This is a genomic window from Gordonia liuliyuniae (assembly GCF_021739025.1).
Classification (GTDB): domain Bacteria; phylum Actinomycetota; class Actinomycetes; order Mycobacteriales; family Mycobacteriaceae; genus Gordonia; species Gordonia liuliyuniae.
The window spans coordinates 241,942-259,263 of record NZ_JAKKOT010000002.1 but is presented as its reverse complement, the minus strand read 5'-3'; the positions used below and the strand labels follow the sequence as shown (position 1 = coordinate 259,263).

At 64.3% G+C, this 17,322-nt stretch carries 14 protein-coding genes; 10 read left to right on the top strand and 4 right to left on the bottom strand.

What is annotated here, in order from left to right:
• The first annotated feature begins 1 nt into the window (after position 1).
• The 9 genes from L5G28_RS02245 (at position 2) to L5G28_RS02205 (ending at position 10,814) form a co-directional block, all read left to right on the top strand.
• Positions 2 to 1,054, top strand: coding sequence for an alcohol dehydrogenase catalytic domain-containing protein (locus tag L5G28_RS02245; protein WP_237000144.1), 1,053 nt, complete (start codon positions 2 to 4; stop codon positions 1,052 to 1,054).
• 510 nt (positions 1,055 to 1,564) lie between these two features.
• A complete protein-coding gene (locus tag L5G28_RS02240) occupies positions 1,565 to 3,028 on the top strand; it encodes an MFS transporter (RefSeq protein WP_237000143.1) in 1,464 nt (487 codons plus the stop codon).
• A 306-nt stretch (positions 3,029 to 3,334) separates the two neighbouring features.
• The gene (locus L5G28_RS02235) at positions 3,335 to 4,225 is read left to right on the top strand and encodes a cyclase family protein (RefSeq protein WP_237000142.1); all 891 of its coding nucleotides are present in this window, start codon (positions 3,335 to 3,337) and stop codon (positions 4,223 to 4,225) included.
• A 47-nt stretch (positions 4,226 to 4,272) separates the two neighbouring features.
• A complete protein-coding gene (locus L5G28_RS02230; RefSeq protein ID WP_237000141.1) occupies positions 4,273 to 4,734 on the top strand; it encodes a VOC family protein in 462 nt (153 codons plus the stop codon).
• A gap of 82 nt (positions 4,735 to 4,816) precedes the next feature.
• Complete coding sequence (locus L5G28_RS02225; protein ID WP_237000140.1) at positions 4,817 to 6,658, top strand: flavin-containing monooxygenase; 1,842 nt, start codon at positions 4,817 to 4,819, stop codon at positions 6,656 to 6,658.
• A gap of 86 nt (positions 6,659 to 6,744) precedes the next feature.
• On the top strand, positions 6,745 to 7,497 hold the full coding sequence (locus L5G28_RS02220; RefSeq protein WP_237000139.1) for a hypothetical protein: 753 nt from the start codon (positions 6,745 to 6,747) through the stop codon (positions 7,495 to 7,497).
• A gap of 126 nt (positions 7,498 to 7,623) precedes the next feature.
• The gene (locus tag L5G28_RS02215) at positions 7,624 to 8,565 is read left to right on the top strand and encodes an NAD-dependent epimerase/dehydratase family protein (RefSeq protein WP_237000138.1); all 942 of its coding nucleotides are present in this window, start codon (positions 7,624 to 7,626) and stop codon (positions 8,563 to 8,565) included.
• Positions 8,562 to 9,443, top strand: a complete 882-nt coding sequence (locus L5G28_RS02210; RefSeq protein ID WP_237000137.1) for an alpha/beta hydrolase — start codon at positions 8,562 to 8,564, stop codon at positions 9,441 to 9,443. Before L5G28_RS02215 ends, L5G28_RS02210 begins: the two co-directional genes overlap by 4 nt.
• A 9-nt stretch (positions 9,444 to 9,452) precedes the next feature.
• On the top strand, positions 9,453 to 10,814 hold the full coding sequence (locus L5G28_RS02205) for an MFS transporter (protein ID WP_237000136.1): 1,362 nt from the start codon (positions 9,453 to 9,455) through the stop codon (positions 10,812 to 10,814).
• A 64-nt stretch (positions 10,815 to 10,878) separates the two neighbouring features.
• On the opposite strand, the gene L5G28_RS02200 is transcribed toward L5G28_RS02205, so the two are convergent.
• Entirely contained in the window at positions 10,879 to 11,379 is a 501-nt protein-coding gene (locus tag L5G28_RS02200) for an SRPBCC domain-containing protein (protein WP_237000135.1), read from the bottom strand.
• Between the two features lie 140 nt (positions 11,380 to 11,519).
• On the bottom strand, positions 11,520 to 12,641 hold the full coding sequence (locus L5G28_RS02195; protein ID WP_237000134.1) for an alkene reductase: 1,122 nt from the start codon (positions 12,639 to 12,641) through the stop codon (positions 11,520 to 11,522).
• Positions 12,642 to 13,159: 518 nt separating this feature from the next.
• Here L5G28_RS02195 and L5G28_RS02190 point away from each other — a divergent pair.
• Positions 13,160 to 14,437 carry a lipase family protein gene (locus L5G28_RS02190; protein ID WP_237000133.1) on the top strand — a complete coding sequence of 426 codons (1,278 nt, stop codon included), beginning with the start codon at positions 13,160 to 13,162 and terminating at the stop codon, positions 14,435 to 14,437.
• A 13-nt stretch (positions 14,438 to 14,450) separates the two neighbouring features.
• Here L5G28_RS02190 and L5G28_RS02185 read toward each other — a convergent pair whose 3' ends face one another.
• Together L5G28_RS02185 and asnB are read right to left on the bottom strand one after the other, a co-directional pair.
• On the bottom strand, positions 14,451 to 15,227 hold the full coding sequence (locus L5G28_RS02185; protein ID WP_237000132.1) for a crotonase/enoyl-CoA hydratase family protein: 777 nt from the start codon (positions 15,225 to 15,227) through the stop codon (positions 14,451 to 14,453).
• A gap of 72 nt (positions 15,228 to 15,299) precedes the next feature.
• Positions 15,300 to 17,138: an asparagine synthase (glutamine-hydrolyzing) gene (asnB, locus tag L5G28_RS02180; RefSeq protein ID WP_237000131.1), complete on the bottom strand. Its 1,839-nt coding sequence runs from the start codon at positions 17,136 to 17,138 to the stop codon at positions 15,300 to 15,302.
• Positions 17,139 to 17,322: the final 184 nt, after the last annotated feature.

Sequence of the window (17,322 nt, the reverse complement as noted above, 5' to 3'; positions counted from 1 at the left end):
TATGCGCGCTTTCCGGATCACGGCACCGTTGACTGCACCGACGTGGCAGGAGGTCCCGGAGCCGACCCCGGGTCCGGGGGAGGCGGTCCTGCGGGTCACCGCTGTCGGGCTATGCCGGTCTGACCTCGACATGCAGGAAATGCCCGCTGCCACAGTCGAACCCGCAGGGTGGTTGTTCCCTTTCACCCTCGGCCACGAGATCGCGGGAGAAGTCGCAGCCTTGGGTGAGGGGGTCGATCACCTCAGTGTCGGAGAGCCTGTCGTGGTCTTGCCCGCGAGTAGTTGCGGACACTGCTGGTACTGCCTGCGCGACGCCCCGAACAACTGCAGCAGTGCGGGTGCAGGCCGCGGATACGGCGACAACGGTGGATTGGCCGACTACGTACTCGTGAAGAATGCGCGCGACATCGTGCCGCTCGGTGGGCTCGACCCGATCCACGCCGCACCACTCAGTGATGCGGGTTCCACGGCCTACCACGGAGTCGATCGCATCCGGGGGGCGTTGACGCCGCAGTCGACGGCCGTCGTGTTCGGTGCGGGCGGCTTGGGTTCCTTCGCCATCCAGTTCCTCCGCGCCGTGAGTCCCGCCTTCGTGGTCTCTATCGACATGTCGACGGACAAGCTGGCCATGGCGCGTGAACTGGGTGCGCACGAGACGCTCGAGGGAGTGAACGACTCGACGCTCGATCAGATCCGCGAACTCACCGACGGTCGCGGAGCCGACGCGCTCCTGGACTTCGTCGGAATCGATCATACGATCGCTACCGGAATCGCAGCTGTGCGACCCGGCGGCAAGTACGGGCTGGTCGGTGCGGGTGGCGGTCGACTCGCAACGCTGGGGGAGTGGTTCCACCTGCTGCCGCGAGACGGCGAGGTCTTCACCTATCAGGGCTCGACCGTGCGCAATCTCGAATCGGTGATGGCACTGGCCCGACGCGAAATGATCCAGAGCCCGGTCGAGGTGTTCTCGCCCGACGAGATCGAGACGGCGTACGGCAAGCTCCGTGATGGCTCGCTGCGCGGCCGAGCGGTGATCGACTTCGCTGGCTCCTGACGCTGCGAAGCCGGGCGGGTGTGGGGTGCGCCCGCCCGGCCTAGGCTCCGGACGGGCGAGGACCAATTCCGACCAAACCGTTGACGCCGACGTAGCCGGTGGCTACAGTGACTTCAGTCACGAACCATCTTTCCTGTGACTCAGCGCGGATGCGCCGGTTTCGAAGCGCGCATGAGTGCGCGGAGCACTGCTGTAATCACCGGCCGACCGCGCCGTCAGTTCGTGACTCAGGCGATCGCACCGCAAGCTTCAATCGCCCGAACCGAGCCGGTCAGACGACCGGCGGACGATCCGATCGATCATCTTGACGACCTGCCCGCCGCGCTCGCCGCGCCCGAGTTTCGCGGGCCGCAGCACTCGCCCCCCAGGCACACGCCGCAAGCCGAAGGAACATCAATGACGCAAACCGGTCCAGTTGACGCAACTGAGTCCCCGGCCTCCGATCGGGGATGGTCTCCCCGGCTCATCATGTCGCTGATATCTCTTGTCGTACTGCTCGAAGCCCTCACCATGAACGCCAGCATGATCTCGACCGGACTGCCGGGCATCATGGCCTACTTCCACACCAACCAGGGCGGTTGGATTCAGACCGCGTTCCTCCTCGTCGCCGCTGTGATCAGCCCCACCTTGGGCAAGATCGCCGACATGTTCGGCAAGCGACGCGTCTTGCTCATCTGCGTATTCGTCTCCGCCGCCGGTTCGCTCGTCTCGGCGCTCGCTCCGAACTTCATCCTGCTCCTGACCGGCCGAGCGATGTCGAGCCTGCTCGTCACCTGCCTCTTCCTCGGCTATTCGCTCATTCGCGACGTCTACCCGCCGAAGACGGTGGCCATGGCTGCCGCTCTCGCGACCAGCGGCATGGGAGTCGTGAGCGTCGCGACGCCATTCCTGACCGGCTGGCTCATGGACGGCTTCGGGTGGCGGTCCCTGTTCTGGTTCTTCACCGTCATCCTCGTGATCACGGGCATCGGCATCAGGCTCTTTACAGACGAATCGTCGTTCCGCCTGCGATCCAAGATCGACTTCGTCGGCGCCGGGCTGCTCGGCGCCGGTATCGGTGCGATCCTGGTCGCGGTCAGCTTCGGAGTGGACTGGGGCTGGACGGACGGCAAAACGCTCGGCCTGTTCCTCGTCGGCATCGTGATGCTCAGCCTGTGGATCTACTCGGCCCGAGTCGTCAAGGCACCGCTGATCGATCTCCGTCTCCTCACTCGAAGGTCCATCGGGCTGACCGCAATCGCCGCCGGCACGGCGTACGGCTCCACCACCGTGAGTTCGACGATTCTTCCGCTGATGAGCATGACCTCGGCGTCGTTCGGCCTCGGCTACGGGTTCAGCATCGACGCCAAGGGTTTCGCCGCCATTCAGTCACCGCTCGGTGTCGCCCAGGTCATCGGCGGCGTCCTCGTCGGAATCATGATCGGGCGCGGCCTCACCCCGCGCGTCCTGCTCGCCTTGGGGTCCAGCCTGCTCGCCGTCGGCTCGCTGGTCATCATGTCCGGAATGGACACTAGATGGATCGTGCTGGTGGGCGCGATCATCACCGGCATCGGAACCGGCCTGGCCTACAGTGCCATTCCGAACGTTCAGTTCTCCACGGTGCCGCCGCAGCTACAGGCGTCCACCGCGAGCATCGTCGCCACGTCACAGTCCATGCTGGGCGCCATCCTTCCCGTTGCCGTGTTCACCCTCCTGAACTCGAACGTCGCTCGCGTGGTCGACGGCGTCACCCTCTACTCGGCCAACGGCATGAAGTTCGCGTGGATCGGGGCGGCCGGTATCGCGCTCATCAGCGTTGTCGCCGTCCTCTTCGTGCCACGAAAGATCATCGAGGTCACGGTCCAGAACGACGCAGTCGGCGACCTAACCATTATCGGTGAGCCCAACGACGTAAGCAGTATCGCCCCGAACGGGCAGTCTGCTGAGGTTGATCCGCCCACAGCTACGCACCGGACGGTGGCCACGACCCGCTGACTGTATGCCACGCAGCAGGTCGGCAACCAAGACGGTTGACGACCTGCTGCGCTATGCCTCCATAGTCGCCGCTCCTCGGGGTGGGTCTATTCTATGAATTTCCCGCTTATCTGCGTAGATGCCTCCAGAATCACCAATGTGTTGACGGAAGCGTAGCCGATGGCTACAGTGACTCGTATCACGGCAACGGAATCGTGCGACGGAGACGACACCGACGAACCGCTGAGCGGATCGCGCACGAACACACCACCTTCGCCGGGACGAAATTTCTACGGAATCGACATGATCGACGGACAAGGAGCCGATGTGAGTACACGCGAGTCGAATTGGGGGCGATGGGGCGAATCGGACGAGAAGGGCGCCCTCAATCTGCTGACCCAAGAGAGCGTGCTCGCTGCCCTGAAGATTCCTCGGACGGGTAAGCGCTACAGCCTCGGAATCCCGATCCAACGCTCCGGTGTGCCGAACATGGAGTACCGCGGAACGCCGCAACGCCTCACGATGATCAACCACGACGACGAGGCGATGGCGCAAGCGAATGGGGGCGTCCCCGGGGTCGGTGCGCACGAAGACCAGTTGGTCATGCCGTCGCACACCTCTACGCACATGGACGCCCTCTGCCACGTGTACTCCGACCACAAGATCTACAACGGGCATCCGCACGACGGGGTCAGTCCATACTCGGGTGCGGACAAGTGTGGCATCGAGAACGTCGACCCCATCGTGGGTCGCGGAGTGCTGATCGACGTCGCGGCGGCCGCGGGAGTCGATGTCCTGCCCGCGGGCCACGTGATCACTCGCGAAGAGTTGCGTCACGCGCTCGACGTGCAGGGCGTCGCCCTTGCCGCCGGCGACCTCGTGTTGATCCGCACCGGGTGGCTCGAAGAGTTCATGCGAACCCAGTCCGAGCTCCTCCCGCAGCCGGGCATCGGAATCGACGCAGCCAAGTACCTCGCCGAATGCGACGTCGCACTCGTCGGATCAGACAATTCAGCTGTCGAAGCCATCCCGTTCGATCAGGACGTCTACCTCGGCGGCCATATCGTCCTGCTGGTCGATAACGGTATCCACCTCGTCGAGAATCTCGACCTCAAGGAACTGGCGGGCGACAAATGCCACGAGTTCCTGCTCACCATCGGTGCCCTCAACATCACCGGCGGGACAGCAAGTCCCGTTACCCCAGTCGCCGTCGGCTGATCGACGACGACGCAACCCACTCATTTGGATCGAGAGGAATCACCCCAATGACTCAGAATGCCGCAGCCGCAACGTATCGCACCTCCCACGTCGGACTCTGTGTGACCGACCTGGACAGGAGCATGCGGTTCTACCGTGACGGACTCGGTTTCGAGGAGGTCGCGCACTACGTGCTCGACGAGCAGATCCCCGAGGTCGACGCCCCGTGCAGCCTGACCTCCACGATGATCGTGAAAGACGGTTTCCGTATCGAGCTGCTGGCGTACAGCAAGCCCGGCGTGATCGGCGAGCCGCACCATCGGCGCAATCACCTCGGCCTCACCCACTTGTCGTTCTTCGCGGACGACATCGATCAGGCCGTCGAGACAATGGTCGAGTACGGCGGAACCCCGGTGCCCAACACACGCAGCGGGCTCGACGATCCCGAGGCCGCACAGTTCACCTTCATCGCCGATCCCGACGGCAACCGGATCGAGTTCATGTACATCCCCGCAGGCACCGCGTGGTGACACGCGTGCGATGACCCCTGTCTGGACCGATCCAGGTCTCGGCTTGAAACCTATGCACGACAACTCCTTTAGGACCCAGCCCATGAGTGACCAGAATATCGGTGTCGCCGATCCTCATTCGTTCATCCCTGCCCGACGAGTCGAACAGCTCGAAGAGTTCCGTGAAAAGTACGCGGCCGAGCGGGACAAGCGGCTGACGAAGGAAGGCGCCGATCAATTCCAGGCGATCGACTTCACCGGCAAGTTCGCCGACTTCGACGCCGATCCGCACGTCGACGGTCCGCGTACATCGGAACCGGTGTCGTTGGACCTCGACGTCCTCGTCATCGGTGCCGGGTTCATGGGGATGACCGCGGGTATCGAGCTCGAGAAGATCGGGATCACCGACTACAAGATTCTGGATGTCGCCGCCGACTTCGGCGGTACCTGGTACTGGAACCGATACCCGGGAGTCCGCTGCGACGTCGAGTCGTACATCTACCTGCCGTACCTCGAGGAGACAGGGTACGTTCCCACGGAGCGGTACATCCGTGGCAGCGAGATCTTCGCCTACTGCCAGTCCCTGGCCCGCAAGCACGGTCTGTACGACCATGCTGTGTTCCAGACGCGTGTCACCGACATGGAATGGAACGAAGACACCGCACGATGGACCGTGCGCACCGATGCGGGAGACGAGTTCCGGGCGCGCTTCGTCGCCACTCAGAGCGGTCTGTTCACACGTCCGCACCTGCCCGGCATCCCCGGGATCGAGACCTTCGCGGGGCATAGCTTCCATACGAGCCGCTGGGACTACGCCTACACCGGTGGCGATGACAGTGGAAATCTCGAAGGTCTGCGCGGCAAGAAGGTGGCGATCATCGGCACCGGCGCGACTGGCCTGCAGGTGATTCCCCAGATTGCGGATTTCGCCGACGAACTCGTCGTCTACCAGCGCACGCCGACGCAGGTGATGCCGCGTCAGAACGCAGAAACCGACCTCGAGTGGTTCTCGGCGCTCACGCCCGGCTGGCATCGCGAGCGGCGAGCGGCATTCGACAAGTGCGTCCAGGACCGCGCCACGCTCAGCGACGTCGACGACGGCTGGGTCAAGTTCGCCAAATATCAGATGGACGCCGTGTTCGAGGCGGGCGGCGAGAACCCCAGCATCGAGCAACTCATCGACGCCATGGAGCGGTCGGACTACGAGTGGAACGAGATGCTCCGCGATCGTGTCGACGCCATCGTCGCCGACGAGTCGAAGGCAGACAAGCTCAAGACCTACTACCGCACGATGTGTAAACGGCCGGGTTTCAGCGACGAGTACCTTCCTGCGTTCAACAAGGACTCGGTCGACATCGTAGACACCGCGAGCACTCCGATCGAACGGATCACCGAGACCGGAATCGTGGCCGGCGGGCAGGAACGCGAGTTCGATCTGATCATCTACGCGACCGGTTTCCAGGGCGGCCGCACGTGGACCGACAAGGCCGGCTACGACGTCCTTGGCCGCAACGGCAATCGGTTGTCGAAGAAGTTCGCGGACGGTCTCAGCACGCTGCACGGGTTCCTCTCGAAGGACTTCCCGAACCTGTTTCTACTCGGCTTCACGCAGACCGCCACGATAACGAACATCGCCCATCTCATCGACGAGCAGGCGCGCCACATGATGTATCTGATCGACACGTGTGTTTCGTCAGGTGCCCGGACCATCGAGCCGACAGCCGAAGCCGAACAGGCCTGGGGCAAGGTCATGAGCGACCAGACCGCGACTCGTACAGACTGGCTGCTGACCTGCACCCCGGGTCTGTACAACAACGAGGGAAAGATCACCGACTCGCGAAACCCACTGGTCACTGGCGTGTTTGTGCCTGGATTCCAGTACTTCGACCTACTCGAGGACTGGCGCGCAGACGGCAACCTCGAAGGTCTCGTCACCGAGCACTAGTGCATCGCCCACCAGCGTTCATCACAACTTTAGGAGACAGAAAAATGTCGGAGGCACCGGTCAAGATCGGCCAGATGCTCTTTACGATGGTTGACCCCCAACGTGGCCACGAGGTCGCGTACAACCGGTGGTACGAGCGCGACCACATCTACGCGGGCTGCATGGTCGGACCGGGTTGGTTCGCCGGGCGCCGCTGGGTCGCGACGCGTGCGCTCAAAGATCTGCGGTTCCCGGAGGCCGGCCCCGTCGCCGAGCCCGTCGGTGCAGGCTCGTACCTTGCGACGTACTGGGTCCACGAGCCGGAGATGGAAGAGGCCGAGGCGTGGGCCCGGACCCAGGTCGGCGAACTCTACGCGGCCGGCCGAGGTTTCCCCGAGCGCGAGCACGTGCACACCGGCCAGTATCTGCCCGACGCCACGTCGTCCGCACACGAAGACGGCGTACCGCTGGAGCTCGCGCTCGACCACAACTACCGCGGTCTGGTCTCGGTCATGATCGAGCCTGCCGATGCCACCAAACGGGACGACGCGATCGCCGCGCTCCACGCGGGGCCGGTCCGTGAACTGCTCGCCAAAGGCGGCGTCGACCAGGTGAGCAGCTGGCGGATGAAGCCGTGGCCCGCCGATCACAACGTGCCGATGAAGATGGGCAACGACGGCGGAACGATGGACCGCATCATGCAGCTCTGCTTTCTTGAGGGCGATCCCACTGAGAGCTGGCAGCAGATCATCGACTACGCCGCCGACGTGGAGAAGTCCGGCGCGGGACGCGTCACCTTCGCGGCGCCGTTCATCCCGACCGAAGTGGGAACCGACAAGTACACCGATCAACTCTGGTGACTGTCACGGATGCGCGGGCGCAACGGTCGCCCGCGCATCTGCTTTTGCCGCCGCGCTCCTTCACGCGGTGGATCCGAAACACGACGAGCCGGTGCTCGTTCCCTATATCTGTGAGGTCAGTCAAGAATGCTGAGCGGTGAGAAGATCCTGGTGACAGGAGCTGCGGGCCAGATCGCCTTCCCGATCGCGCGCGAGTTGGGCGCAGCCAACGAGGTGTGGGGGCTGGCACGATTCAGTAAGCCCGAAGACCGGCAGCGGCTCGTCGACGCCGGGATCACTCCGGTGCGCGGCGACGTCGGCAGCGGCGAGTTCACCGATCTTCCGACGGACTTCACTTACGTCGTGCACCTCGCCGCGAATCAGGCGCCTGGCTGGGACTACGACACGGCATTGCGCGACAACGCGGAGGGAACTGGGCTGCTGCTCCAGCATTGCCGGAACGCTCGTGGCGCGCTGGTGATGTCGACCCATTCGGTCTATCGGCCGCAGGACGACCCGATGTACGCCTTCACGGAGCAGTCGCCGCTCGGCGAGTGCAACAGCACGCATTCGCCCACCTATTCGGTATCGAAGATCGGCCAGGAGGCGACGGCCCGACTCGCCGCACGCGCCTTCGGTGTGCCGGTCACGATCGCTCGAATGAATGCCTCGTACGGGCCGAACGGCGGTCTGCCAGCGTTGCACGCCGATGCGATCGCCGCTGGTCGGACGGTCACGACGCGGTGGGATCCCTGCATGTACAGCCCGATTTACGAAGACGACATCAACTGTCAGGTCAGCAGCCTCCTCGAGGCGGCGACGGTTCCTGCGACGATCGTCAACTGGGCGGGCGACGAACCGGTCAGCGCTCAGGAATGGGCCGCGTACGCGGCCGAGTTGATGGGGGTGCAGGCGGATATCGAGGTCACGCCGATCGAGGGCACACTTCGTGGATCGGTCGCCGATGTGTCGCGCCGACTCGAGATCACTGGTCCGTGCACGGTCGACTGGCGTGAGGGCATTCGGCGGACGGTCGCCGCACGACACCCGGACATGTTGGTCTCGGGTCAGGGAGCGGTCATCCGATGACGGCGCCGTCCGCCGCGGCACTTCTGCCCGCCGAACGAGCGGGGGTGCCTGCCGACCCCGAATTGATCGACCGCCGAGCCAGATTCGCGGCCTCACCTGCCGACCCGTCGTTGGGAGTCTCAGTCGAGGACACGTCCTACCGGACAGTGCCCTGTCGCCTACTCCGCGGCGGTGACGCGGGCACGGTCCTGTATCTGCACGGTGGCGGGTTCCGGATGGGAAGCCCGGAGGCGTACCTGAGGTACTGCGCGGTGATCGCACACGCGACGCGGACCACCGTGGTCGTTCCGCGCTACCGACTGGCGCCGGAGAATCCGTTTCCGGCGGGCTTACACGACGTCGTCGCCGTGTACGAGGGCCTGGTGTCATCATCGGACGGCCCGGTGGTGATCGCAGGAGACTCGGCGGGAGCAGGCCTGTCGGCATCGCTCACCGCGGCTGCGATCCGAGCCGGCCGTCGGAAGCCGGACGGGCTCGCCCTACTGTCGCCGTGGCTGGACCTCCGATGCACCTCGCCCTTCTATCGATCGTCGCCGGACGTGTTCTTCCCGTACGCGGCAGCGGAATCCGCCCGCGAGGCGTACCTGCAGGGGGCTGCCTCGGACGATCCTCTCGTGTCACCGCTGCTGGCTGACCTCACCGGATTTCCGCCGACGCTGTTGCAGGTCGGCGCGCAGGAAGCGCTCGTGGATGACGCGGTGGGCTTCGCCCGCGCGCTCGCTCAGCACGATGTGTCGGCGCAGTTGGAGGTCGTCGCCGGCCGCTCTCACACCTGGCCGTTGCTGTTCCCCGACGAGTCGGATTCGGTCACGACCGTCGCGCACCTGACCGATTTCATCACCTCTCGTACGGCCGACCCGTCGACCGACCGCGGATAGGAGTCCACGATGGGCACACAGCTCACTCCCTCGCCGGCCATCGTCCGGCGAGCCTCGACGGCAGGCCTCCTCGGTACTGTCGTGGAGTCGTACGACTTCATCGTCTACGTGTTCGTCATCGCCTACACGGCGCCCTTGTTCTTTCCGAGTGACAGTTCCACTGCGGCGACGCTGGCCTCGTTGGCGGCATTGGGCACAGGGTTCGTCGCTCGACCGCTGGGCGGCTTGTTCTTCGGGCGGCTCGGTGACCGCCGAGGCCGGCGGTTCACCTTGGTGACGACGATCGTCGCCATGGGAATTTCGACGACTCTGATCGGTCTATTGCCGACGTACTCGACGATCGGGGTGGCTGCACCGATCCTGCTGGTCGTCCTGCGTCTGGCACAGGGCTTCGCCGCAGGCGGCGAACAAATGGGTTCGACGACGTTCATCTCTGAGCACGCCGGGAAGTCGAACCACGGCCGCCTCAGCGCGGTCACACCGATTGGCTTCACGATCGGCACGGCGGTCGCACCCGCCGTGGTCACCCTCGTATCGTTCATCCTCTCCGACGCCGCCATGAACGATTGGGGATGGCGGATCCCGTTGCTGCTCTCGCTGCCGCTGACCGCGACGTGTCTGCTGCTGCGCACTCGGTTGGAAGACTCTCCGGAGTTCCGTCGGATCGCCGACGAGTCCCAGCCGGTTCGTGATCCGCTGCGGGAGCTGTTCCGCCAGTACTGGCGCGTCGTGATCCGCCTGGTGATACTCAGCGCGGCGATTCTGATGATCGGCTACATCCTCGCCGCGTACCTTCCCGTCTACTTGAACCAGGAGGTTGGGGTGGAACCGGGACGCGCCGCAGCAATCGCGGCCGTCGGCACTGCGGGCGCCATCCTCGTGCTGATGGTGTCGGCGATGATCATCGACCGTCTCGGTCGTCGCGGCACCTTGGTGGTCCTCCTGGTGGTCCTCGGCTGCGTGATCTTCCCGGTGATGTATTCGATGAAGGCCACGGACGGCAACTTCACCGTCTCCGCCCTCGGATACGCACTGACCACGGGACTGTCCGGTGCGGCGGCGATCCCCGCGTACGCGGCCCTGACCGCGGTGTTCCCGGCCCGTGTCCGATATAGCGGAGCGGCCATCGCCTTCGGTTTGGGCTCGGCCATCGGTGGTGGCGCGGGCCCCTACCTCGCAGCCAAAGTGACGGCGATGTCCGGCAATCCGTACTCGGCGGCCGTGCTGATCGTCATCGCAGCGGTTGTCGCCATCGTAGCGTTCGGGACTATCCCGACGCGCGGCGTCGCGGACGACGACGGTCGGATCGACGGAGCTTCCGACGACCGGAAGTCGCGGACTTCTGTGCTGAAGGAGTCGGCGATCGGCTGATGAGGGAAGCAACGCGAAGGCCCGTCGAATCGATTTCGGCGGGCCTTCGCATCGTTCGTACCTATCAGCGCGCTGAGTACAAGGCTTCAGCACGTTCCTTGAGCGCTATCGCGGTGTCGTCGAACGCGCGCTTCACCCATTCGCCAGTCTCGGCCATGATCGTGTGGGCCTGCGAACCGAGGAAGGCGTCGGTCGAGTAGTAGCGGCAGGCCGTCTCGGATACGGTCTCGATCACCTGATCGCGCCGTGCGGCATCATTCGATTCAGCGGTGGGCAATAGCTCCCATGACAGAAGCCTCTCCGGCACTACCGCGCAAACGTACTCGGTGTACGAGAAGGTCCCCTCGCCTCGGGAGTAGTCGGTCAACGTCATGTCGAATGGCGCGCCGATCTCCAGCGTCGATGTCACAGCGATGCAGAACGGATTCCACGCCGGATACTCTTCGAGATCGACGAGCACGTCCCAGACTACGCTCGCGGGGGCGTTGATGTCGACGGTGATCGACCGAACCAGGGTTTCTGGGTCGTACGTTGGGAGCGCCAATTCATTCATCGATTCCTCCAATTGTAGTAAGAGAGTGTCCGAGGCGACTATCGGCGTGTAAATGCCGATCAAATCGGGGGAGGGGGGGTAATTGCTGCGTGCGCAACCACGTGCGAATGCAGAATGGGAAATTTCGCTGTGTGTTACTGCTCCATTTCGGCCTACGCGTCGGCCGGTGCAACGAGGGCTTGATTATAGTCGGGGTAATCGATGTATCCCTCGAGGCCGCCACCGTAGAAAGTGTCTCTGTCCGGGACTGCGAGTGCCCAATCGTTGCGGAAACGTTCGGGAAGGTCCGGGTTCGATATAAACGGCTGACCGAATGCTGCCAGGTCGATCAGCCCTTCGGCGACGTAGTTCTCGGCCAGCTGTTGATCGAGTCCGCCAGCTAGGATGATCGTACCTGGGTAAGCTGTGCGGAACCTTGCAAGGAAATCTTTGCTCACGATTCGATTGCCGTCAGGGAACTGGTCGTTGATGTGCACGTATGCGAGGTTTCGCGTCGCGAGTTCCTGTCCGAGGTAGAGGTAGGTCTCTTCGGCCTCGTCGTACGGCTGCATGTTGAACGATTGACTGAACGGAGACAGCCTGATTCCCACGCGTGTGGAGTCGCCGAGTAAGTCGATGAGTTGATCGACGGTCTCGAGCGCGAACCGACTCCGATTCTCGATCGAGCCGCCGTAATGATCGGTGCGCACATTGCTGTTCGGGTTGAAGAACTGCTCGAAAAGATAGCCATTCGCCCCGTGTATTTCCACGCCGTCGAACCCTGCTGTGTCTGCGTTCTTACCGGCGTCTGCGAAATCGGCTGTCACGCCCGCGATCTCGTCAACTGTCAGCGCCCGCGGCGGGGTCACGGGCAGGAAGCCGAGGGTCCCGTTGTCATCGAACGCAAAGGTCATGGCGCCGTCCGCAGGAATTTCGCTGGCGCTCACTGGCTGCTGCCGGTTGGGTTGCAGAGAGGTGTGCGAGAGTCGACCGACATGCCACAGCTGCGCGAAGATGCGACCTGACTGCTCGTGAACTCGGTCGGTGACGCCACGCCAGCCGGCGACTTGCTCGTCGGACCATATGCCCGGAACGAAAGCGTAGCCCTGGCCATTGGGTGATACAGGGGTGCCTTCGGTGACTATCAATCCCGCCCCCGCGCGTTGTCCGTAATACGTTGCATTGTGGGGTCCGGCAACGCAATCTGCGTTTCGTGCTCGTGTCATTGGTGCCATCACGACACGATTCTTCAGCGAGATGGCACCCAATGTGTGCCTGTCCAACAAGTGGCTCATCAGATGACAATTCCTATCTGTCGATTCTTGAACACGTTCACCTGACTGGAGTAGGTCGATTTGTAGACGGTGTCCGTTGTGTGGGGTGTGGGGTGTGGCCAGCGTAAGTGGATGGGTGGTCCATCAGTAGAATTCCGGAACTCAAACCAGCGTAGCCACTGGCTACGCGAGCGTCAATGGCCTCTGTGTTGGTTCGTCAGAATGAACGGAGGCGGGTCAGTTTAGTCCAGCGCGCCATGGGAGAAGTCCGCCCTTCACGGGGCTATATCGCCGGCTACCGCTGGTCCGGCGTGATCGACGGCTTACCTCGAGACGGACGCGCCTACACCGAGTACTCCGACCGGCGTTCTTGACCGATTTATGGACAGACGTCGAGATTCGCCGGATATCCGGTTCGTCCTCCGTTCAGCGATGCTCGAGCAACGCGGCCCGTGCCCTACACTCGACGAGCGCCCGCGCGCGACGATGCCGCGTTCGCTACTGGGCGGCTCAACGCGTATCTGACTGGGGGAGTTCACATGTCGAAGCGTCAGAGACCGTTGATCCCTGCGGACGATCCGTTCTACGCGTTGCCGACGGATTTCGAGCACGACGTGCCGGGCGCGATCATCAGGACGCGACCCGTCGAGATCGGGTTCCTCGGCGTCGTTCCCCAAGCGGTCGACGCGACGCAGATGCTGTATCACTCGACGGCGATGAACGGTGAGCCGACAATCGCCGTCACCACCGTCGTCCGCGGCAAAGGCCGCGCAGTGTCGGCGCGTGTGCTGTCGTACCAGTGCGCGATCGACGCGATCGACAGCACTCAGTTCCCGTCCTACGAGTTCCAGCGCGGCAGCCGCTTCGTCGTTTCGGTGCCCCGCCTGGAGTATCTTCTCGTCGCCGCTGCCGTACGCCGCGGATGGACGGTATCAATTCCCGACCATGAAGGGTTGCAAGGGAATTGGGGAGTCGCCCGGGAGCCCGGCTACCACATTCTCGACGGTGTCCGAGCGATTCTGAACGATGAAGCCGCCACCGATTCCGCAATACCTGTCGGACTGTGGGGATACTCCGGCGGCGGTCTCGCCTCGTCGTGGGCGGCCGAGATGGCGGCCGAATACGCTCCAGAGCTCAACGTGATCGGCGCCGTCTTGGGGTCACCGGTGGGCGATCCGGGCGAGACGTTGCGTCGGCTCAACGGAACGGTCTTCGCCGGCCTTCCGGTGCTGGTGATCGCCGCACTCACCCGCAACTACCCCGAAGTGCGTTCGTTGATCGACGTGCACGGGACCGACCGTGGCAAGCAGGAACTCGAACGAGCGGCCGGCATGTCGACGATGCAGGCGATCGGGGCGTTCGCGCGTTACGAGATCTCCGAGTTCACCGATCTGACGATGCCGCAGATCCTTGCCGACCCCAGACTGCAGACGGTTCTCGACGACATCCGACTCGGCGGGCGGGCTCCTGCCATGCCGGTCCTGGTGACCCAGTCCGTGAACGATCCGGTGATCAGCGTCGACGACGTGACCGCTCAGGTGGACCGCTACCGGGAGAAGGGCGCCGACGTCACCTTTCTCCGTGACCGGCTCAGCGAACACATCCTGCTGCACCCGTTGGCCGCGCCGCACTCGATCGCCTGGCTCGACGACCGGTGTGAGGCCGGGCTCCCGGGGACGGCCCAGCCCGGGGAGACGACGACCGTCTGGTCGATCGCGCTGTCCCGCGTATGGCTCGCCAACGTCGTCGAACTGCTGCTCGTCGTCGTACTCGTCGTGTGCGGCCGCGATCTGCGCAGGTCCAAGCGCCCGCAGTAGCGCTGCCAGTGCGCTACTCGCCGAACGATCCGTGTCGCCCGGCGCCGTCGGCGAAGCGGGTTGCCCCGGCGACGGTGTCTGCCTGCAACGACGTCAGCCCGTGCCGGTACTCGTTGAGGAGGGCCTCGGCCTCGGAGAGGCCGTCCTGTTCCAGCAGCGACAGTCGGTCCCGCCGCATACATTCTTGCGGGAACTGCGCTATCTCGGTCGCCAGATCGATCGCGGCGTCGAGTGCGGTACCGTCGGCGACGACCCGGTTCACCAAGCCGATGTCGAGTGCTTCGGCCGCGGTCACCGGCCGACCGGTGAGGACGAGGTCCATCGCGCGGCTGGCGCCGACGAGGCGGGGCAGCCGCACGGTCCCACCGTCGATCAGTGGCACGCCCCACCGTCGGCAGAAGACACCCATCACCGTGCTCTCCTCGGCGACCCGCAGATCGGCCCAGAGGGCGAGTTCGAGGCCACCTGCCACGGCATGTCCCGAGAGGGCCGCGACGACGGGCTTGTTTAACCGCAGCCGGGTCGGCCCCATCGGGCCGTCGCCGTCCTCAGCGACCCGATTCCCGGATCCGTCGGCGATCGCCTTCAGATCCGCGCCGGCACAGAAGGTGCCGTTCTCGCCATAGAGCACGGCAACTGACGCGTCGGGGTCGGCGTCGAACGCGCGGAACGCGGCGGCGAGGGCCTCCGCGGTCGGGCGGTCCACGGCGTTGCGGACCTCGGGTCGGTCGATGCCGACGATGGTCACGGGTCCACGTCCGGTGACTGTCACGTTCGGGTGAAGTGCCATGGACCGATCGTAGAACTCGGGGCAGTGCAGGCCATCCCGTTCACCTCGATCGCCGCAGGCGCATCAGGGCTATCACGCCACGTCGACCGTCGGCTTGTAGATGTCGAACCAGTGGTGGAGGTCGAGCACTCGATCCATCTGGTTGCGCAGCTCCCCGGAGACGGTGGCCGCGTCGGCCCGGCACATGGCGCGCACAGCGTCGCGTTCGACGATGCCGAACAGGTCGCTGTCGTCCCCGGCGACCTCGGACAACTGCTTCTGCAGTGCTTCGGTGTATCCCAGGTCCTGCGTCGACGGGTAGGGGCTCTTCGTGCGGTCGATCACCGACTGGGGGAGGACGTGTCGAGTGGCGGCGCGCAGCAGACTCTTCTCGCGGCCGTCGAACGTCTTGAACGCCCACGGCGTGTTGTACACGTATTCGACGAGTCGGTGGTCGCAGAACGGGACGCGCACCTCAAGGCCCACGGCCATCGACGTGCGGTCCTTGCGATCGAGGAGCATGCGCACGAATCGGGTCAGATGAAGATGGCAGATGACCCGCATGCGCCGCTCGACGTCTGATTCGTCTGCGACGGCGGGGATTCCGGCGAGCGCCGTCGAATATTCGTCGGCGATGTATCGGTCGAGATCCAGCACCTCGCGGACATGCGGGGTCAGCATGGCGCTGCGGGAGTCCATCTGGGTGCCAGAGAAGGCCAGCCACGGGAAGGTCTCGGCGTTGCGCGACGTCTCGTCGAAGAACCAGCGGTAGCCGCCGAACACCTCGTCGGCGGACTCGCCCGACAGGGCGACCGTCGACTGCTCCCGGATCGCCTTGAACAGCAGGAGAAGCGAGTTGTCCATGTCGCCGAGTCCGGCCGGGATGTCGCGTGCGGCGACGACGGCGCGACGGACATCGGGGTCGGTGAGCTCGGCGGCGTCCAGGACGACATCGCGGTGCAGCGAATCGACGCGACCGGCGACGTCGCGGATGAACGGCGAGTCCGGAGTATCGCGCATGCCGTCGGGGGTGAAGTTCGCCTCCTGGTCGGTGAAGTCGACCGAATAGCTGTGCACGCGTTCGCCTTCGGCGTGCAGCTTCGCTGCGGCGAGGCCGGTGAGCGCACTCGAGTCCAGACCGCCCGACAGCAGGACGCAGCGGGGGACGTCGGCGATCAGCTGACGCTCGACGATGTCGGTCATGAGCTCCCGGACGTGATCGACCGTGGTGTCCAGATCATCGTCGTGTGCGTGCGTCGGAAGCTGCCAGTAGGTGCGGGTGGAGCAGCCGCGGCGGTCGACGGTGACGATCGTCCCCGGCTCCACCTCGCGGATGTGCTTCCACAGCGACCAGCCGGGCTTCTTGGTCATCGCGAACAACTCGCGGAGACCGTCGGCGTCGACGTCGCCGGGTACCAGCGGGTTGGCGAGCAGAGCTTTGGGTTCGGAGCCGAACACGACGCCGTCGTCGGTCTCCGAGTAGTAGAACGGCTTGATGCCGAGGCGATCTCGGACCATGACGAGCTGGTCGGTCCGAGCGTCCCACACTGCGAACGCGTACATGCCGTTCAAGCGTTCGGCGACGGCAGGTCCCCACTGGAGGTAACCGTGCAGGACGACCTCGGTGTCGCTCTCGGTCGTGAATCGGTGGCCGAGCCCCGAGAGTTCGGCGCGAAGCTCGCGGAAATTGTAGGTCTCACCGCTGTAGACGATGGCGAGTTCCCCTGCCGGAGTGGACAGCGTCATCGGCTGTCGGCCCAGTGGCAGGTCGATGATGGCGAGACGGCGATGACCCAACCCGACGTGGTCGGCGATGTAGGTCCCCGCATCGTCCGGGCCCCGGTATCGCATCGTGTCGGTCATGGCCTCGACGATCTCGCGTTGTCGTGAGATGTCCCGGTCGAAGCCGACCCAGCCGACGATTCCACACATGTACAGACCCCCTGATCTCGCTTTGTCGAGCACGTTGTCGTGCCACTAATTAATTTGAATGCCTAACTAAATGCGACTTCCGGTCTATCACGGATGGCCGCGTCCGGCGACGGGGTGCTTCGGGATCGAGAGATATCCGAACAATTCCGGAATCGGCAGCGGCGCACGCCGATTCGCGTTGAAA